The 17,122-nt window shown below is 51.4% G+C and carries 12 protein-coding genes; 5 read left to right on the top strand and 7 right to left on the bottom strand.

The genetic code is table 11. The features are described from left to right. The first annotated feature begins 63 nt into the window (after positions 1 to 63). From DCC81_RS22535 to DCC81_RS22525, 3 genes are all read left to right on the top strand, one after another. The gene (locus DCC81_RS22535; RefSeq protein WP_108688922.1) at positions 64 to 861 is read left to right on the top strand and encodes an FkbM family methyltransferase; all 798 of its coding nucleotides are present in this window, start codon (positions 64 to 66) and stop codon (positions 859 to 861) included. 188 nt (positions 862 to 1,049) lie between these two features. After that, complete coding sequence (locus DCC81_RS22530) at positions 1,050 to 2,249, top strand: glycosyltransferase (protein WP_108688921.1); 1,200 nt, start codon at positions 1,050 to 1,052, stop codon at positions 2,247 to 2,249. Between the two features lies 1 nt (position 2,250). Then, entirely contained in the window at positions 2,251 to 2,871 is a 621-nt protein-coding gene (locus DCC81_RS22525) for an acyltransferase (RefSeq protein ID WP_108688920.1), read from the top strand. Positions 2,872 to 2,984: 113 nt separating this feature from the next. Here DCC81_RS22525 and DCC81_RS22520 read toward each other — a convergent pair whose 3' ends face one another. Beyond that, entirely contained in the window at positions 2,985 to 7,334 is a 4,350-nt protein-coding gene (locus DCC81_RS22520) for a PKD domain-containing protein (RefSeq protein WP_165806698.1), read from the bottom strand. A gap of 422 nt (positions 7,335 to 7,756) precedes the next feature. On the opposite strand from DCC81_RS22520, the gene DCC81_RS22515 reads away from it, so the two are divergent. Together DCC81_RS22515 and DCC81_RS22510 are read left to right on the top strand one after the other, a co-directional pair. Then, the gene (locus DCC81_RS22515; protein ID WP_108688918.1) at positions 7,757 to 9,109 is read left to right on the top strand and encodes a lipopolysaccharide biosynthesis protein; all 1,353 of its coding nucleotides are present in this window, start codon (positions 7,757 to 7,759) and stop codon (positions 9,107 to 9,109) included. After that, entirely contained in the window at positions 9,106 to 9,960 is an 855-nt protein-coding gene (locus DCC81_RS22510; RefSeq protein ID WP_108688917.1) for a beta-1,6-N-acetylglucosaminyltransferase, read from the top strand. The genes DCC81_RS22515 and DCC81_RS22510 overlap by 4 nt, the downstream gene beginning before the upstream one ends. A 93-nt stretch (positions 9,961 to 10,053) precedes the next feature. Here DCC81_RS22510 and DCC81_RS22505 read toward each other — a convergent pair whose 3' ends face one another. Genes DCC81_RS22505 through DCC81_RS22480 form a run of 6 tightly spaced genes read right to left on the bottom strand, consistent with a single transcriptional unit; the run spans position 10,054 to position 17,120 of the window. Then, positions 10,054 to 10,824: a class I SAM-dependent methyltransferase gene (locus DCC81_RS22505; RefSeq protein ID WP_108688916.1), complete on the bottom strand. Its 771-nt coding sequence runs from the start codon at positions 10,822 to 10,824 to the stop codon at positions 10,054 to 10,056. A gap of 15 nt (positions 10,825 to 10,839) precedes the next feature. Beyond that, entirely contained in the window at positions 10,840 to 11,967 is a 1,128-nt protein-coding gene (locus DCC81_RS22500; protein ID WP_108688915.1) for a glycosyltransferase family 4 protein, read from the bottom strand. A gap of 3 nt (positions 11,968 to 11,970) precedes the next feature. Continuing rightward, a complete protein-coding gene (asnB, locus tag DCC81_RS22495) occupies positions 11,971 to 13,809 on the bottom strand; it encodes an asparagine synthase (glutamine-hydrolyzing) (RefSeq protein ID WP_240613049.1) in 1,839 nt (612 codons plus the stop codon). Between the two features lie 50 nt (positions 13,810 to 13,859). After that, positions 13,860 to 14,780 carry a glycosyltransferase family 2 protein gene (locus tag DCC81_RS22490; protein WP_108688913.1) on the bottom strand — a complete coding sequence of 307 codons (921 nt, stop codon included), beginning with the start codon at positions 14,778 to 14,780 and terminating at the stop codon, positions 13,860 to 13,862. After that, on the bottom strand, positions 14,764 to 15,972 hold the full coding sequence (locus DCC81_RS22485) for a glycosyltransferase (RefSeq protein ID WP_108688912.1): 1,209 nt from the start codon (positions 15,970 to 15,972) through the stop codon (positions 14,764 to 14,766). The genes DCC81_RS22490 and DCC81_RS22485 overlap by 17 nt, the downstream gene beginning before the upstream one ends. Next, a complete protein-coding gene (locus DCC81_RS22480; protein ID WP_205686410.1) occupies positions 15,972 to 17,120 on the bottom strand; it encodes a sugar transferase in 1,149 nt (382 codons plus the stop codon). Before DCC81_RS22480 ends, DCC81_RS22485 begins: the two co-directional genes overlap by 1 nt. Positions 17,121 to 17,122: the final 2 nt, after the last annotated feature.

Raw genomic sequence — 17,122 nt, 5'->3', positions numbered from 1 at the left:
AATGGGATTAAAACTATTGCGTTTTGATTTTTTCGATTAATTTAGTCTAAATTATCCCAAGCAATGAAAGACGAAGCGTACTACCCCTCCTGGAAAAATGTTTCCCAATACAAACAATACCTAAGCTACTTTGGAGAATATGTGAGATACGGCGACTGGAAATCATTGGGCGCATCCCTGAAAATGGTGTTGCTCAACAAACCGAGTCGGCAGGAATGGCGCGCCAAATCTGCCATGGGCCATTTCAATATCCGCAAAGGCACTACGGACTTCCAGTTCATCAACTATGCTTACGAAAGACTGGTAAGGGATTACCTGAAACAACAGCTGGGGGCCAACAAGCTGGATACCTTCATTGACATTGGTGCCTGCATTGGCGAGTACGATATCTGGCTGGCATCGCAGGGGGTACAGTGCATTGCCTTTGAGCCAGTGAACTATAAAGCCATTGAAGAAAACATCAAACTGAATAACGTACAGGACAAAATAAAACTTTTTGCCTGTGGCCTGGGCAGCAAACAGGAAAAGGTGAACTTCAATATCATGAGCACGGTGACCGGTTCCAGCTACATAGACCGCAGCAACGCAGGAGAAGGTAATATTCCCATTGAAAGATTTGACGACCTGATCCCGCAAATGAACATCAGCCCGGAGAAAAATATCATCGTAAAACTGGATGTGGAAGGCATGGAAACAGAGGTACTGGAAGGTGCCCGCCAGTTTATTACCACTTACCCCAACCTCCGCGTGATCTTTGAACGTTATGAAGGAGACAACACGGTAAATGATAAGCTGAGTGAACTGGCAAATTTCCGTTTCGACAGGATCGATAAATACAACTACCTGGCTACAAAGCAATAGGTACCTGACATATTATGTAAAAAAGAGCGTTGCCGCATGGGAACGCTCTTTTTTTATGAAATGTCCCGCACCCCGTGCGCCTTTGCCGGTACGCATTTTTTCGTTAATATTGTAGTGAATATTAGCCGTCCCTGCGTAAAACCTCCCGGTAAATCAATCTTTCTTCTTAGTTAAATCACCGAAACACTGTGCCCATCATACAGAACAGGGATATTGTTGTTATAGGCCTGCAACAATGGTACACTTCCATCGGAAGCAATTGTAAGAACATTGCCACTGAATTTGCCCGCCATAACAGGGTGTTGTATGTGAATGCCCCCCTGGACCGAAAGACCATCCATCATGGCAAAGCAGATGTAAACGTACAGTACCATCTCCAGGTGCTCAATGGCAGCAAGCCTGGCATCGTGGAGATCTCCCCGCGGCTCTGGAACTATTACCCGGACACGGTGCTGGAGTCCCTGAACTGGCTACCTTCCACTACCCTCTTTAACTGGGGCAATAAGCTCAATAACCGCAGGTTTGCCAACAGCATCCGCCGTGCGCTGAAAACGCTGGGGTTTAAAGACGTGATCGTATTTAACGATAATGATATTTTCAGGGGTTTTTATATCAAAGACTACCTGCAGCCGGCCACGTATGTGTATTACAGCAGGGACTACCTCCTGGGCGTTCCCTACTGGGCCAAGCACGGGCGCACGCTGGAGCCTTTGCACATAGCCAGGGCTGATGTAGCCGTGGCCAATTCTGCTTACCTGGCGGAGATGCTGCGGCAGTACAATCCAAACAGCTACTACGTGGGCCAGGGCTGCGACCTGCAGCGCTTTAATCCCCACATCCACTATCCCCGGCCCGCGGATGTGCCGCTGGAACGGCCTGTGATCGGCTATGTGGGCGCCCTGAAATCACTGCGCCTGGATATACAACTGCTGGTATCCATCGCCCGGCAGCGCCCCGGCTGGCAAATAGTGCTGGTAGGGCCGGAGGATGAGGACTTTCAACAATCCGCACTCCACTCCCTGCCGAACGTGCATTTCACCGGCAGCAAGGGCCTGGACCAGTTGCCTGCTTACATCCAGTCGTTTGATGTGTGCATCAACCCGCAGATCGTGAATGAAGTAACGGTGGGCAATTATCCTTTGAAAATTGATGAATACCTGGCCATGGGAAAGCCGGTGGTAGCCACTTATACCAAGACCATGGAAATGTTCAGTGAGCATGTGTACCTGGCCGCCGACGCGGAGGGATACATCCGCATGATCGAGCAGGCCATGCGGGAAAACAACAAAGAAAAGCAGGAAAGCAACATCCGTTTTGCAGCCACCCATACCTGGGAAAATTCCGTAGCCGCCATTTACCAGGCCATCCGGCATCATCAACAACAATAGTATGAGCATCCAACAAAAACTGAAGCAAAATCCAAAGCTAAAAGCATTCATGCTCTACCTCATGATGCCCAAAGGCCAGGCCAGGCCAAGGTTATGGGTGAAGCTGTTCGTGAACCCGTTTGTACATAAAAAAGGGAAAGGATCCCTGATCAGAAGGAGAACCCGGATAGATGTACTTCCCTTCCAGCCGTTCCAACTGGGCAGGTATGCCACCATTGAAGATTTTGCAACGGTGAATAACGGCATGGGCGCCGTGATCATTGGCGATAGCACGCGGATCGGGATCGGGAACGTGGTGATAGGCCCGGTAACGATTGGTAACAATGTGATCCTGGCGCAAAACATTGTGTTGTCCGGGCTCAATCATGGCTACCAGGACCCGCACACACCCATTGCGCTGCAACCCTGTTCCGTGGCGCAGATCGTGGTGGAAGATGATTGCTGGATCGGGGCCAATAGTGTGATCACCGCGGGTGTCACCATCGGCAAACACGCCGTGGTGGCCGGAGGCAGCGTTGTTACGAAGAACGTACCTGCCTACACGATCGTAGCGGGTAATCCTGCACGGCCTATTAAACAATACAATCCCGACACCGGCAACTGGGAAAAAGCGAACGGCTGAGTCCCACGTTCTGCAAAGCCGCCATGGCAGTGGAAATACCGGCAGCTGGTTCCGGCTGTAACGGGCGCGTGCTGCAACGCGCCGTGTCACGGAAAGTCAACAATCAATTCCCGTTAGTACAAGAGTTTTATAAATCCTCCATGCCAGTGGAAATGCCGCTTATTGTCCTCCAGCTGGATAACGTAATATCCATTGGACAGGCTGGTTACCGGCAGTTCTACCTGGAAGGTACCCTCGTTATTGTATTTTTCCTGCAGCACGCGTTTACCACTCAGGTCATAGACATTCAGGTACAACGGATCTGTGCCGCTCCGGGTCACCTTCAATCTTACATACGAAGAGGCCGGGTTCGGGAAAAGCAGCACCGTGTCTACAATGTGCTCCAGCGCTTCCGGTACCACGCCCACTACAAATGTGGTCTCGCCGGTGAGCTGCTGGTTATCGGTGACGGTAAGTTTGAACTTATAGATACCTTCTTTCAGTGACTGGATGTTGGTGCTGGCCGCGGCCGGGTTCACGATATCAGCGGTGGAGGGACCGGAAACCTGTGCCCATTCATATTTTACAATACTGCCATCCGGATCGTAGGAGGTGCTGCCATTCACTGCAACGGAATTATCCGGCAGGTACACTACCAGGTTGCCGCCTGTAACGGCCACTGGTGGCTGGTTCTGGACGGGGGCTGCTTTTACGGTAATGCTCACCGTAGCAATGGCCGTAGCGCCTTTATTGTCGGTAACGGTGAGGGAGAATGCGTAAGTGCCTTCCTCCAGGCCGGTGACCTGCGTGGTCTTTGCACCCGGTGTGGAGATCGTACCGCCGGCCGGGCCGCTCAGCTTTTTCCACAACCAGGTTACAATTTGTCCATCTGCATCCGTTGATGTTGAACCATCCAGGGTGACAGTATTGGTGGGCAGTGTAATGGTTTGCGCAGCACCTGCATCCGCCGTGGGCGGTACGTTGGGCGCGGCGTTCACCGTAACGGTTACAGTGGCAGTGGCGCTGGCGCCGCTATTGTCTGTGACCGTCAGCGAGAAGGTGTAAGTGCCCTGCTGCAAAGCAGTGACCTGCGTGGAGGCCTGGCCGGGTGTGGCGATCACAGCGCCCGCGGGGCCGCTTGTTTGCTGCCATTGCCAGGTTACAATTGTCCCATCCGTGTCTGTGGACCCAGCGCCATTAAGGGTCACGGAACTGGTGGGCAGCGTAATGGTTTGTGCAGTGCCGGCATTGGCGGTGGGTGGCACATTGGGAACTGCATTCACTGTAATGTTTACCGTGGCAACATCGGAGCCTCCCTTATCGTCTGTTACGGTGAGGGCAAAGACATAAGTGCCTTGCTGCAAACCGGTGATCTGGGTAGACTGCTGGCCAGGCGTGGAGATCACCACGTCTGACGGGCCGCTTACTTTCTGCCATAACCACGTCACAATTTGCCCATCCGTATCTGTTGATTTGGAACCATCAACGGTAACCGTATTTGTGGGAAGCGTGATGGTCTGCGCGGAGCCTGCGTTTGCCGTGGGGGGCACATTGCCGGCGGGGTTTACAGTAACGTGTACCGTAGCGGTATTGGTAGCGCCCTTATTATCTGTTACGGTAAGCGAAAAAACGTATACACCCTGCGCCAGTTGTGAGATCGCGGTGGCCTGGCTACCCGGTGTGGCAATGACACCACCGGCGGGGCCGCTCACTTTCTGCCACAGCCAGGTTACGATCTGGCCATCCGGGTCGGTGGATCCGGAACCATCTACCGTAACGCTGTTTGCAGGCAGGGTAATGGCCTGCGCGGGGCCTGCATTGGCAGTGGGCGGTACGTTGGCGGCAGCGTTTACCGTAATACTCACCGTGGCGGTGTCCTTCGCGCCTTTATCGTCGGTGACAATGAGGGAAAATGTGTAGGCTCCTTGCAGTAAGCCGGTGACTTGGGTGGTCTTTGCAGCCGGTGTGGCAATCACGGCACCCGCGGGGCCGCTTGTTTGCTGCCATAACCAGGTCACAATTTGCCCATCCGTATCTGTTGATTTGGAGCCATCCACAGTAACACTGCTGGTGGGCAGCGTAATGGTTTGTGCGGTACCGGCATTTGCTACAGGCGGTATATTGGCAGCAGCAAGCACGGTAACGGTAACAGAATCCAATGCTGTTTTCCCGTTCTTGTCTGTCACCGTGAGTTTATAAATGTAAGTGCCCGCGGTGGTAAGCCCTGTTACCTGGGTTTGTGCAGCAGCGGGGCTGGCAATGGTGCCTACCGCCGGTCCGCTCACTTTGGCCCAGGCATAACTGGCAATGGTGCTGCCCGGAGCGGGTGTAGATCCGCTACCATTCAGGGTTACAGCCGATGCAGGCAAAGTGATGGACATATCGTTACCTGCCTTGGCAATGGGTACTGCCGGCACAGAACTGGCATTGACCTCAAATGCACCTACATCATAAATGTTTTGCAGGGGCCGCGCGGTGCCGTCAAAATCTGTTTTAAGGGAAAAGTCAGACATATCCCGTCCCACGTTTATGGCCGGGGAAGTGCCGAGCAGCCTGAAACTGGTAGATGCAGAATCCACCATGCCTGCGGCCGTGGCAGTAGGATAGCAAAGGTTGTTGCTGGCGGATAACTTGATCTGCTGATCACCTTTGATGTACATTCCCCTGCTGGGATAATCGAAGTCGGTGCCTTTCTGCACCATCAGGTTATTGTACACCTGGTGCCCGATGGTGGTGAGATATGCGAAGATCTTGATCGCATTTTTCCCTGAATCAGTAGCTACGATGGTGTTGTTATAGATATTGGCCGTAGCGGGTGGGAAGAGGTCTGTGGTGGTGCCGTCAGGGACTTTGTCTGATACGTTGATCCCTTCATAGTGGATGTCAGAGATCACGTTATTATATACATCATTCACACCGGAGCCAAAGATGGCGATGCCCGGCATAAACCCGGTATGTACGTAGTTGTTATACACCTTCATGGAGCAGCCGGACCCAATGAGGATACCATAGCCCTGGGCAGCATTCTGCGACATACCGTAATTGATCAGGCGGTTGTTATACACGCGGTTGTCGCCGTCTTTTGCCATAGCCACCTGGATGCCGTCTGAGCCTATGTTTTCGAGGTCATTGTCATACACCTGCAGGTTCTCGATCCAGTGCGAGCGCAGGTTGGTACAGGTACCGTCATTCCAGAAGTAGTGGGTATTGCCAATGTAAAAGCCCTCCCCCGCTGAATTGATGGCCTTCAGGTGGTGGATCTTCACGTTCTTCATTACAAAAGCGCCTTCCAGGTATTCAGGATGGTCGCAGGTTTGCAGGGTTTTGGCCTGCAACAGGATATTACCATCGTGGATGTAGAGGTTATGCACATCAAAATCAGAAGCACCCATGCCAAAGGTGATGCCGAATATCTTCAGCCCGTTGATGTTGGTGCCGTTCAGATCAAAACCATATTCATAGTTCTCATCCCCGCTCCCGCTGATCTCAATGAACCGGCAGGATGGCGCGTTAAAAACCGTAGCGGTGCCCTGGTTCCTTACACCCAGTTTTACCTGGCCCCCGCAATTAGTGATCACAATCGGTTTATCTGCTGTGCCTACCAGGTTTCCCAGGTGCACATATTCGTACTCCCCCGCGGGAATACACAAAGTGTCCCCGGGGTTTACACCAAAGGTGGTCATGGCATCCGGGTAATATATTTCGGCCCTGCCATTGGCACTGTTAGACATGGGTACGGTGATCCGCTTGCCGCCCGTTGTGGGAGGCGGATTGGTAGGTGGCGGTGTAGTGGTACCACCCAGTGAGTACTGGAGCATCCACTCGTAGATGTTCATCCCATTCTCCTTGTAGGAAGGATCATATGCTTTGGTCCATGCATCGTGGCCGGAGGCGTCAAAGATGGTGAGCCTTGCCGGCACCGCCGGTGCGGGTACGCTGCTGTTGATATAATTAACCCAGTTAATGGAATAATTGGGGTCCACATTCGGATCTACCTTGTTGTGCAGGGCCCATACGGGCACATTATTGCCGGCGATCACCTTGGCCAGGGCCTGGGTGGGTGGATAATAACCACACACCATCACCGCGGCTGCAAAGGCTTTGGAGCCGCCATTTTCGGCCAGTGCGCCCCAGGCTTCGCCACCGCCCATACTTAAACCGGTGATATAAATACGGTTTACGTCAACACTGTAATTGTTCAACGCCCAGTCCTTGAACTTGATCGCATCGCCGGAACCCGGCCAGCTGTAAAATTGCGGGCACAGCACAATGAACTCGTACTGTTGATTATTGACCGTAAAACTGGTAGGGAAAAGGCCATCATTTATTTTCTGGGGCAGCCCATTCTTTAACACGCTGCTCAGCGGGGAGCTGGAAGCCAACTCGCCCTGGCCGTGAAAAAATATAATAAGTGGGTACTTCTTTCCGTTTGTAGGGGAGTAACCGGCGGGCAAATACTCGTAATACCCCTTGATGTTGCTCATCGTAGGGTCATTAAATGCCTTACCGGTCATGGTTTGCGCCAATGCGCTGCTATTGCAGCATAGCAAATAAATGATAACCAGGACCAACCAGTTATACACGCGCAATAGAGGGCTTCCTGTCAGGGGAGTACGGTTAATCATCACTAAAGTATATGGTTGCAAAGTTTTAGTTTCTCCTATACTATCTCATTGGGCCGCAGAAACTTACTTTGCAAAGAAAATAAATTTTTTCCAACATATATGAAAAATACACAACATGTATAAGTACATTTAATAAAGTATAAATAAATATAATCTATATTCGTTTTACCAGTACTATTTTTATTGATCGTAAAGGCAAAAAAATTTGTTTACCTTTGCGTACTGCACACCCACATTTTAACCTCATCCTGTTTAAAGCCATGATCATTAATATCTAGTTCATGGGCCTCCGTATTTCCGGCATTTTAAAGAACAGGCATTTACTATCGTTAACCGGTAACGTTGTGATGGCCTATTTCAACCTGTTGTCCTTTGCGTTATTGGTACGCGTGTTAGGGAAAGACCCCTTCGGGGAATGGGTGCTCTTCCTGGCCACCTATGGCATTCTTGACCAGATCCGCACGGCGCTGCTGCAATCCGGCATCATTAAATTCTGCACAGGGGCTGGTGAAGAAAATTACACCCTGGGCACGGGCGCGGCATGGTACATCTCCCTCCTGCTCACCGGTGGTTACGTGGTGCTCTCCTCGCTGCTGTTCTTATTTGCAGGCAACCTTTTCAGCCCCACCTGGCATTTCTTCTTTGGTTACCTGGGCATCATGACGTTGTTATCCCTTCCTTTCAATATGGCCACCTGGCTGCTGCAGGCCAGCCACCGGTTTGATAAGATCGTGCAGATCCGGTTTATGCAGAACGGATCGTTCCTGGTTTTCCTGGGCGTGTTTTATTTTTCGGGCACGCTGGAACTGCATACCGTGCTTTACGCCTATGCCCTGTCACTGCTGGTCACCAGCTTATATTGCTTGTACTTTGGCTGGGCGGAGCTGCATGCCATGCGCCACCGCAACACCGCGCGGATAATGGAAATGTACAGATACGGCCGTTTGATCATCGGCAGCATGTTGTCTTCCGCGTTGCTCAATTATTCAGACAACCTTGTGCTCCGTACCATGATCAGTCCTGCGGCGGTGGCTATTTACAGCATTCCGCAGAAATTCATGGAGGTAATTGAAATTATACTGAGAAGCTTTGTGGCTACTTCCCAGCCCACGCTTTCCGAGGAAGCAAACAAAGGCAACCTGGCCGGTGTGGCCAGGGCTTTTTGCCGGTACACCGGTACCGTAACGATTTTGATCCTGCCCTTCATCATCGGTATGCTGCTGTTTGTGCAACCGCTGATAACGCTGCTGGCCTCTGTTAAGTATATCTCCGCCACCGGCATCGTGATCATTTTCCTCCTGTCTGCCATCCTCTACCCCATTGACCGTTTTACCGGTGTAACGCTGGATATGATCAACAAACCGGGGGTGAATTTTTATAAGAACCTCCTGAAACTGGTGCTCAACATTATTCTCGATATCACACTGGTGTGGATGTTCAACGATATTAAAGCGGTGGCCATCGCTTCTTCGCTCAACCTGTTGTTTGCCGTGATCTTTGGCTACTACTTCCTGAAAAAATACCTGCCGGACCTTGAATTTAAAAGTATCTGGCAGCTGGGCTGGCAGGAATGCAAACAACTGGTCCGCAAAGTGAGGTCGGCCCGCTTTAATTTAAAATCCGACCAGTCATGAGGCACGCTTTTATCATCCTGGCGCATAAGCAACCGGCGCAGCTGCTAAGGCTTTTGCGTCGCTTGTCGCATCCGCAGATAGACGCCTTTATCCACCTGGATGCCAAGGTGGATAAGAAGGATTGGGAGCATATATTTGAGCACCCGCAAACATATTATGTGGCAGACCGGGTAAGTGTAACCTGGGCGGGTTATGGCACGATTGCCGCCGCGCTGAAAGGCATTGCCAGCGTGCGCCAGTCAGGTACCCATTACGATTATGTGCACCTCATCAGCGCACAGGATTATCCATTGGTGGGGGCAGCTGATCTTTACAACTACTTTGAACAGCACCCGGGATTGCAATTCCTGGATGTCCTTACCCCTGCTGCATTGCAGCCCATGATGAAAAAGATCACCCAATGGCATTTTGAAGACTGGAAGATACCGGGGAAATATAAAGTGACGCAGCTTATCAATGCGCTGCTTCCCAAGCGGAAGCATCCCCTGGGCCTGGAGGTGTTTGGCGGCTCCCTGTGGTGGAGCCTCACTGCGGATTGTGCATACTGGTGCCTCAATTACATCAGCCAGCACCCGCAGCTGGAGCGGTTCTATAAATACACCTGGGGCGGGGATGAATTTATTTTCCAGACAGTGATCATGCACAGTGATTTCCGGGGGCAGGTGCACAACGACTACCTGCGTTATATAGACTGGTCTGAAGGGCATGCCCACCCCAGAACATTTACCATGGCTGATCTGCCAGCCATCTTACAAAGTGGCAAATTGCTGGCGCGGAAATTTGACATGGCCACCGCACCGCAGGTGCTGGACGCCATTGATGCGCATGTACAGCAAAAAAGTACCCGTTAATAATACCGGGATCTTATAAATGAAAAGGGTATCACAGCGTTACAACTGAGATACCCTTTTTTGGGTTGAGACCATATCCTAATAAAGAAACCCCTATTTATTTGCTTTACGCCACAGGGTGTTAAACCCGCCGGTAAAGGCGTAAGGCAGTATTTCCGCTACCTGGCAATCGATCGTTTGCAGGAATTTTATGCGGCGTGTCAGGATGGAAAAAGGAAACACATCCTCCACGAAGTTTGTCTTGGCAAACCGGATAATATCAAATGAGCTGTTCCTGGCCAGTTCACGGAGATCATTCCGGGTAAAGAATTGCACGTGGTCCAGGTTATCCGCCTGCGACTGCGCGGTGGTACCCCTGAAGCCTAACGCTTTCTTTACTTTGTTAATGCTATTCCACACAGCAGGATTGTTCCTGGCTTTCAGCATGGGCCTTGTTACGCACAGCTCCCGCGGCCCGTTGCCATTGGGCACGGTAACGATCAGCAGGCCGTCATCCTTCAGGGAGGCGTGTATGGTGTGCAGTAATAACTCCGGCTGGTCCAGGTGCTCTATCACTTCACTGCAGATCACGGCGTCGTAGGTTTCGCCCTGCGCGGTCAGTGCTTCTGCGCTGATGGCTGCAAATTTCACGTTGGGATAAGTATTGGCTTTGTTAGCCACGGCAATGGTTTTTTCGCTGATATCTATGCCCAGCACGTTGTAGCCAAACTGGCCCAGGTGCCGGCTGATCACGCCATTGCCACATCCTACATCCAGCACACTGCCGCCGTCGGGAATATACTGCTTCAGGCTGTCTGTGATGAAGTTCAGTCTTTTTATATCGGCAATTCGATCGTATCCGTAGGTTATTGCGGTTGTTCTCATATCACGAATAGTAAGTTAACTTTTATGTAGTTGATGATAAACCTTTTCTACTGCACCCGTCATCCCGGTTACATTGAAATTTTGCAACACGGTGGCCCGGGCTTCTTCCTGCAGGGACGCCCTGCGTTGCGGGTCTGTGGCCAATGCGATCAATTCCTGCGCAATGCCGTTTACATCCTGTGGCTGTACCAGTACCCCGTTTTTGTTGTGGGTCACGGCTTCCCGGGTGCCATCTACATCCGTGGCCACTACGGCCTTGCCCATGGCCATGGCTTCCAGCACCCCGATGGGAAATCCTTCCCATAAAGAGGGCAGGCAGTAAATATCTGCGGCGCTCAGGATGGCCGGGATATCTTGCCGGAAGCCCGCAAACGTGATCATCCGTTCCACGCCCAGTTTTGTCGCTTCCTGCATGGTGGCTTCCTTCAGCTCACCATCGCCCACCATCAGCAGGTGCAGCTGCGGTGCGCCGGCATGTGCCTGTGCAAAAGCCCTCACCATGGTAAGCGGGTCTTTCTGGTAGGTCATCCGGGCAATGTAGCATACCACGATCTTATCTGCCGGTATGTTAAACAAAGCCCTGATATCCGTATACCCGCCGGCTGCATTGAACTTCTGCAGGTTCACCCCATTCCGGATCACGATGCTGTTGAAGGTGCCGAAAGCGTGGTTGCCAGCCTGTTGATTGGCAGCGGAAACGCAGATATTAACGCGGGCCTTTCCGGTAATAAATTTCTCTGCGGCAATGCGCAGTCGTTTTGCCACCGGGTGCAGCCCTTCATGGAAAGACCACCCGTGGATAGTGTACACGATGGGCAGGCCCAGGCTGCGGGCGGCCCACAGCACATTGGTGTTTGCCCGGGTGCCGTGCACGTGCACAATATCTATCTTTTCAGCGGCAATAAAACGTTTTACCGCTTTCCACACGCCGATGTCAAATGCTTTTTCACTTTGGATCACCCGGACCGGTATGCCCATCTGCTGCAGCGCTTCGATCATGGGCCCGTCTGTGAAAGATAGTACCACCGGCTCAAACTCGTCTTTGTTCAGCGTAGCTACCAGGTCCAGCACATGGCTTTCTCCCCCGCCTATTTTTCCCTGGCGGATGGTCTCCAGCACTCTTATCTTTTTGTCACTTCCCATTGCCTATAGTTTTTCTATCCACCGGCTGTACCAAAGCTGGAACACCAGCATATTCCATAATTTCTGGTGGCTTACTTTACCACCGGCCAGGTAGTGCTCCAGTAACTTCTCCACTTCCTTCACCTGGAAAAACCCGGACCGGGCCAGCCTTTCACCGGTGAGGTAATAGCGCATCTGCTCTTTCAGCTCATCCCGGAACCACTCCTGCAGGGGCGCAATGAAAGGGCGTTTGGGCCTTTCCATCAACTCCCTGGGAATGTATTTATGTACGATCTCTTTCAGGATATATTTATTCACCCCGCCTTTCGTTTTCAGCGATGTCGGTACCTGCGCCAGGAACTCCACCAGGCGGTGGTCCAGCATGGGCTCACGGCCTTCAATGCTCACCGACATGGTAGCCCGGTCCACCTTCACCAGGTTATTATCTACCAGGAAGGTCTTGTAATCCACGGCCAGCAGGCGGTTCAGCGGATCGGCAATGTTGCCCAGCTCACCGTTCAGGTCAAAGTTTGTTTTGTAGCTGCTTTTAGCCAGGCCAGTGTACTGGCTTACTTCTGCCTCGGTGAGGTACTGGCTGATGTATTTAAGCGCCTGCTGGGGCTTCCCGCTGGCCCAGATCAGTTTCATTTTCTCATAGCGGGAGGAGAAGTTGTATTGCTTATTGAAATACGGGATGAGCTCCGGCGATACCAGCGACATCACACCGCTGATGGAACGCTGTACCATTTGCGGCATACTGCTGGTATAGCGGATAGACTGGTTGAATTTGTTATAGCCGGCAAACAGCTCATCGCCCCCATCGGCAGATAAAACCACTTTTACTTCCTTTGCGGCAAACTGGCTTACCAGCGTGGTAGGCACGGTAGAATTATCGGCAAAAGGCTCATCGTAGATCTCCGGCAGGTGCTCCAATACCCCCCTGGCTTCTTCCGGCCCCACTATCCATTCATGGTGGTCTGTGCCCAGGAAACCGGCGATCTTCCTTGCTTCTGCGGATTCATCCCACGCGGCTTCCTTATAACCAATGGTAAATGTTTTGATCTTGCTGCTACTGTCAGACTGCAGGATGGCGGCCACGCTGCTGCTGTCATAGCCGCCGCTCAGGAACACGCCTACCGGCACATCGGCTACCATGCGGTAGTTATAGGCGCTGTGCAGCAGTGAACGGGTGTGGTCTATGACCTCGGTTTCGGTCAGCTTTGTTACTTCCTGCTGGTAAGATTTCAGTACATTCCAGTAGCCTGCTTCCTCCACTTCCCTGCGCTGCAGGCTTACGCGGAGCAGGTGCCCGGGCGACAGTTTACGGGTGTGCCGGAAAATGGTGTAGGGACCGGGAATGTAGCTGTACTGCAGGAAGAGCGACAAACTGTTTGGATCAATGACTTTGGGGAAGGCGGTATGTGCCATGAGGCCCTTCAGTTCTGAGGAAAAAAACAGTTGCTGCTGATGCCAGTAATAATACAGCGGCTTTACACCGGCACGGTCGCGGAACAGTACCACTTCATTTTTCTTCCGGTCGTAGATCACAAAAGCAAACATACCGATGCACTTGTCCAGTATGTTTTCCTGCCAGGCGGCATAGCCTTTCAGCAGTACCTCTGTATCACCATCCGACTGGAAGGTATAACCCAGCAATTCCAGTTCTGCTCTTATTTCCCGGAAATTATAGATCTCACCGTTGAAGATAATGGTATATGCATCAAAGTGCATGGGCTGGTGGCCGGAAGCGCTCAGGTCCAGGATAGACAAGCGGCGCTGGCCCAGGCCGATCATGGCATGCTCCTGCTCAAACACTTCATAGCCGGCATCGTTCGGACCACGATGCGTCATAGCGTCGGTCATGGATTTCAGCAACTGAAAATCCGACCGTTTTGAAAAATCAATAAATCCTGCTATCCCGCACATATGTCGTCCGTTTTAAAATGCTTAATATTCCAATAGATCCCACGCCAGAAGGCCTTCATGTGCACCCCTTCCCTCCGTATTAAAAACTGCAGGGTATTTTTGGGGATGGTCAGCAAAATGAAGTATCCCATGAACAGTGCCCTGGAAAAGGGTTTTACATTCCGGCGCATGAACAGCATGCGGTTCCGGGTGATGTAGTATGTTTTCAAAGGGCTGTTCTTCCCGGTGGTCATTGATTCCTTATGATAGATCAGCGACTTGGGCTGATAATACACCTGGTATCCTTTTTTCTTGAACTGCTCGCACCAGTCAAATTCTTCATAGTAGAGAAAATATACTTCCGGCATCAGCCCTACTGCCTTGATGGCCGCAGCGGAGGTCATCATACCACCACCATGCGCATAGTGGGTCACCGCCAGCTGGTCATACTGCCCGTGGTCCTGCTCCCGGCATCCTATCATCCCGTTTCTCCCGGTTACGGGGTCCACGGCCTGGTAGCCTGCGTATTCTATGGTGCCTTTGTTAAAGAAGTAATGGAACTTGGGGCTCACGAGGCCCGCATCCGGGTGCTGGTAAAAGACTTCCAGCAATCCTTCTATCAATCCTTCGGTAAATTCGGTATCGTTATTCACCAGGAAAAGGTATTCGCCTTTTGCCTGTTTAATACCCAGGTTATTGCCCCCGGCAAAGCCCAGGTTTTTATCGCTGTAGATAATTTTTGCATTTTCGTATTCCCTCAGTACCTGCTCCCCGGGATCTTCTGTGGAAGCATTGTCCACCACGATCACTTCCAGGTTGGGGTAGCTGATGGTTTTCAGGGAAGCCATCAGTGCTGCCGTAACTGCTGCATTGTTGTAATTAACAGTGACGATAGAAACGAGTGGTTGTATTTTATTCTCCGGGTGCATGTAACAATGGGTTGTTAATACCTGTCTGGGTGTGTTTGGTATGAATGAATGTCTTGTCGGCACCTTTCAGGCGAAACATCAGTTTTACCATGATCAGCACCGCCTTGGGCATGGCCAGCAGGGCGGTAAACAGGTAGTTGGTGAAAAACTTAGCCGGGATGGGGATCAGCATTGTAATGGCATTCAGTACAAACAGCACCGGCATCCACCACCATGCATCCCCCAGGTATGGCTTCAGCACAAGGCTGAGCAGGGTACCTATGGTAAGGATGAAAAGCAACAGCATCCTGGGCATGAGCGCGTTCTGGCACACAGACAGGTTGAAATAATTCACCTGCCCTTTGAACAGGGCTTTCCAGCCCCTGGCCCAAAATGTGCGCAGGTACACGATCTGGCTGGCTATCCATCTTTTGCGCTGGTTCTCAAACACAGCGGAATGTGCTATCTTCTCATCATACACATACGCATCTTCCAGGTAGGCGATGCTGACGCCCCTCTCTACCACCAGTAATTGCAGCACTTTATCAAACCCGCCGGTGGCCTGTATCTCCTGGAGTATTTCCTTTATCATGGGATAATGGAATACCATCCCGGAGCCGATCACGGAAGAAGAAAGCCCCAGTGCATTAGCGCCTTTGCGATAAAGATGGTTGGCAATGATCTCGTTGGCCGCGTCCAGGATGGCGAAAGGCGTATCCAGGTTCTTGGCCACGCGCTGCCCCTGTATGGCCTCATGGCCTTGCTGGTACAGGTAATTGGCCTTCAGCAGGAAGTCTGCGGCCAGTATGTTATCGGCATCACTTATCAGCGCCATGTCGTAATCGTCCCCTAACTGCTGGAATGCTACGTTCAGGGATTTTGCTTTGGTGCTTTTCTCAAAGGAAACCTCGATCACCTTCACATCCAGTTCCCTCAAAGTAGCTATGGTAGCAGGCTGCAGGGAGTCTGCAATCACTACTACCTCGTATTTACCGGCAGGATAATTTAAATGCTGATAGCTCTGGACAGTTGAAATAATGACTTCATCTTCCCGGTAAGCGGGAATAAGTATAGCAATCCTTCCAAACGTTGTTTCATCCTGGTAAGGAAGGCGGGAGCGCTGTTTCAGCCCCCCTGCAATAGCCAGCACGAGATTATAGGTAACGCATGCAGCCAGGTATATAAAAACTATAAATGCTAAGATCAACAACATTACACATCATCTTTTTGAACAAGCGCCTTGGGCGTATTGAGGATCAGCCACATGTCGTAGCGGAAAGAACGCTGGTGTGCGTAGGAAATATCCAGTTCAATCCTTTCTTCAATGGACATTTCTTTTTTACCACGTTTCTTTACCTGCCACAGCCCGGTGATGCCGGCCGGTGCCAGGAAGCGCTCTGCATAGCTGTCTGTCGTTAACGTTGTTGCTTCATACAGGGGCAAAGGCCGGTTGCCCACGAGCGACATATCACCCTTGATCACGTTCAGTAATTGGGGCAATTCATCCAGGCTGGTATTGCGCAGGAATTTTCCCAGGCGGGTAATGCGGGGATCGTTGGACACTTTAAAGAATACGGGGCCGTCCTTTTTATCGGTGTACATATTCAGGTGTTGCAGTTCCTTCAGCTTTTTATCGGCATCGGGCACCATGGTCCTGAACTTATAGAACTTGAAAACTTTATAATTGCGGCCGGCGCGGGTGGCTGCATAAAAGACAGGGCCTTTGGATTCCAGCCGGATCAGCAATGCGATGAGCAGCATGACCGGCAGTAACGGGAGCAGGATGGCCGGGGCCACCACCAGGTCCAGTCCACGTTTCATAAAGTTGCTCAGGAAATGACGGGTGTATCTTGGGGCGGCTACCTCCTGCTGCTCGCCGGCGGGGAAACTGCTGATCTTCTTAAACTTGGTGATAGTAGCAATTTTCGCTTCCAGGTGGTCCCAGGCATTAGGAGTGATGATATCATCCACAAAGCGGAACCGGGCACGGAAATGCTGGACATCTTCTATTGGCTTTTCATCCGCAAGGATAAAGAAGGGCATCTGGGCCAGCGGCGGGAAGCTCCCACCATTGCTCCAGTACTCCTGCAGGTTATTTTCCAATCCTTTTGCATACTGGCACACTACAGCTACAGGCATTTCATTTGTTATTTCCTGGAAAACGGTCAGCGTTTTCCGGACATCCTTTAGCTGTTTCACATGGATAAATGCAAAGCCTTTTTCCTGCAGTGCCTGCTCCATTTTCGATGTTCCTACGACCAATATAAACTTCTCACGATCGGGGGCATTCAGCGTGATCACTTTCGTGTTAACGGTCTGAATGTATTCGTTTTTCAGTAGATCAGCGGTAAAGGTGTTCATAA

The organism is Chitinophaga parva, from assembly GCF_003071345.1.
Classification (GTDB): domain Bacteria; phylum Bacteroidota; class Bacteroidia; order Chitinophagales; family Chitinophagaceae; genus Chitinophaga; species Chitinophaga parva.
This window is presented reverse-complemented; position numbering and strand designations above follow the sequence as displayed.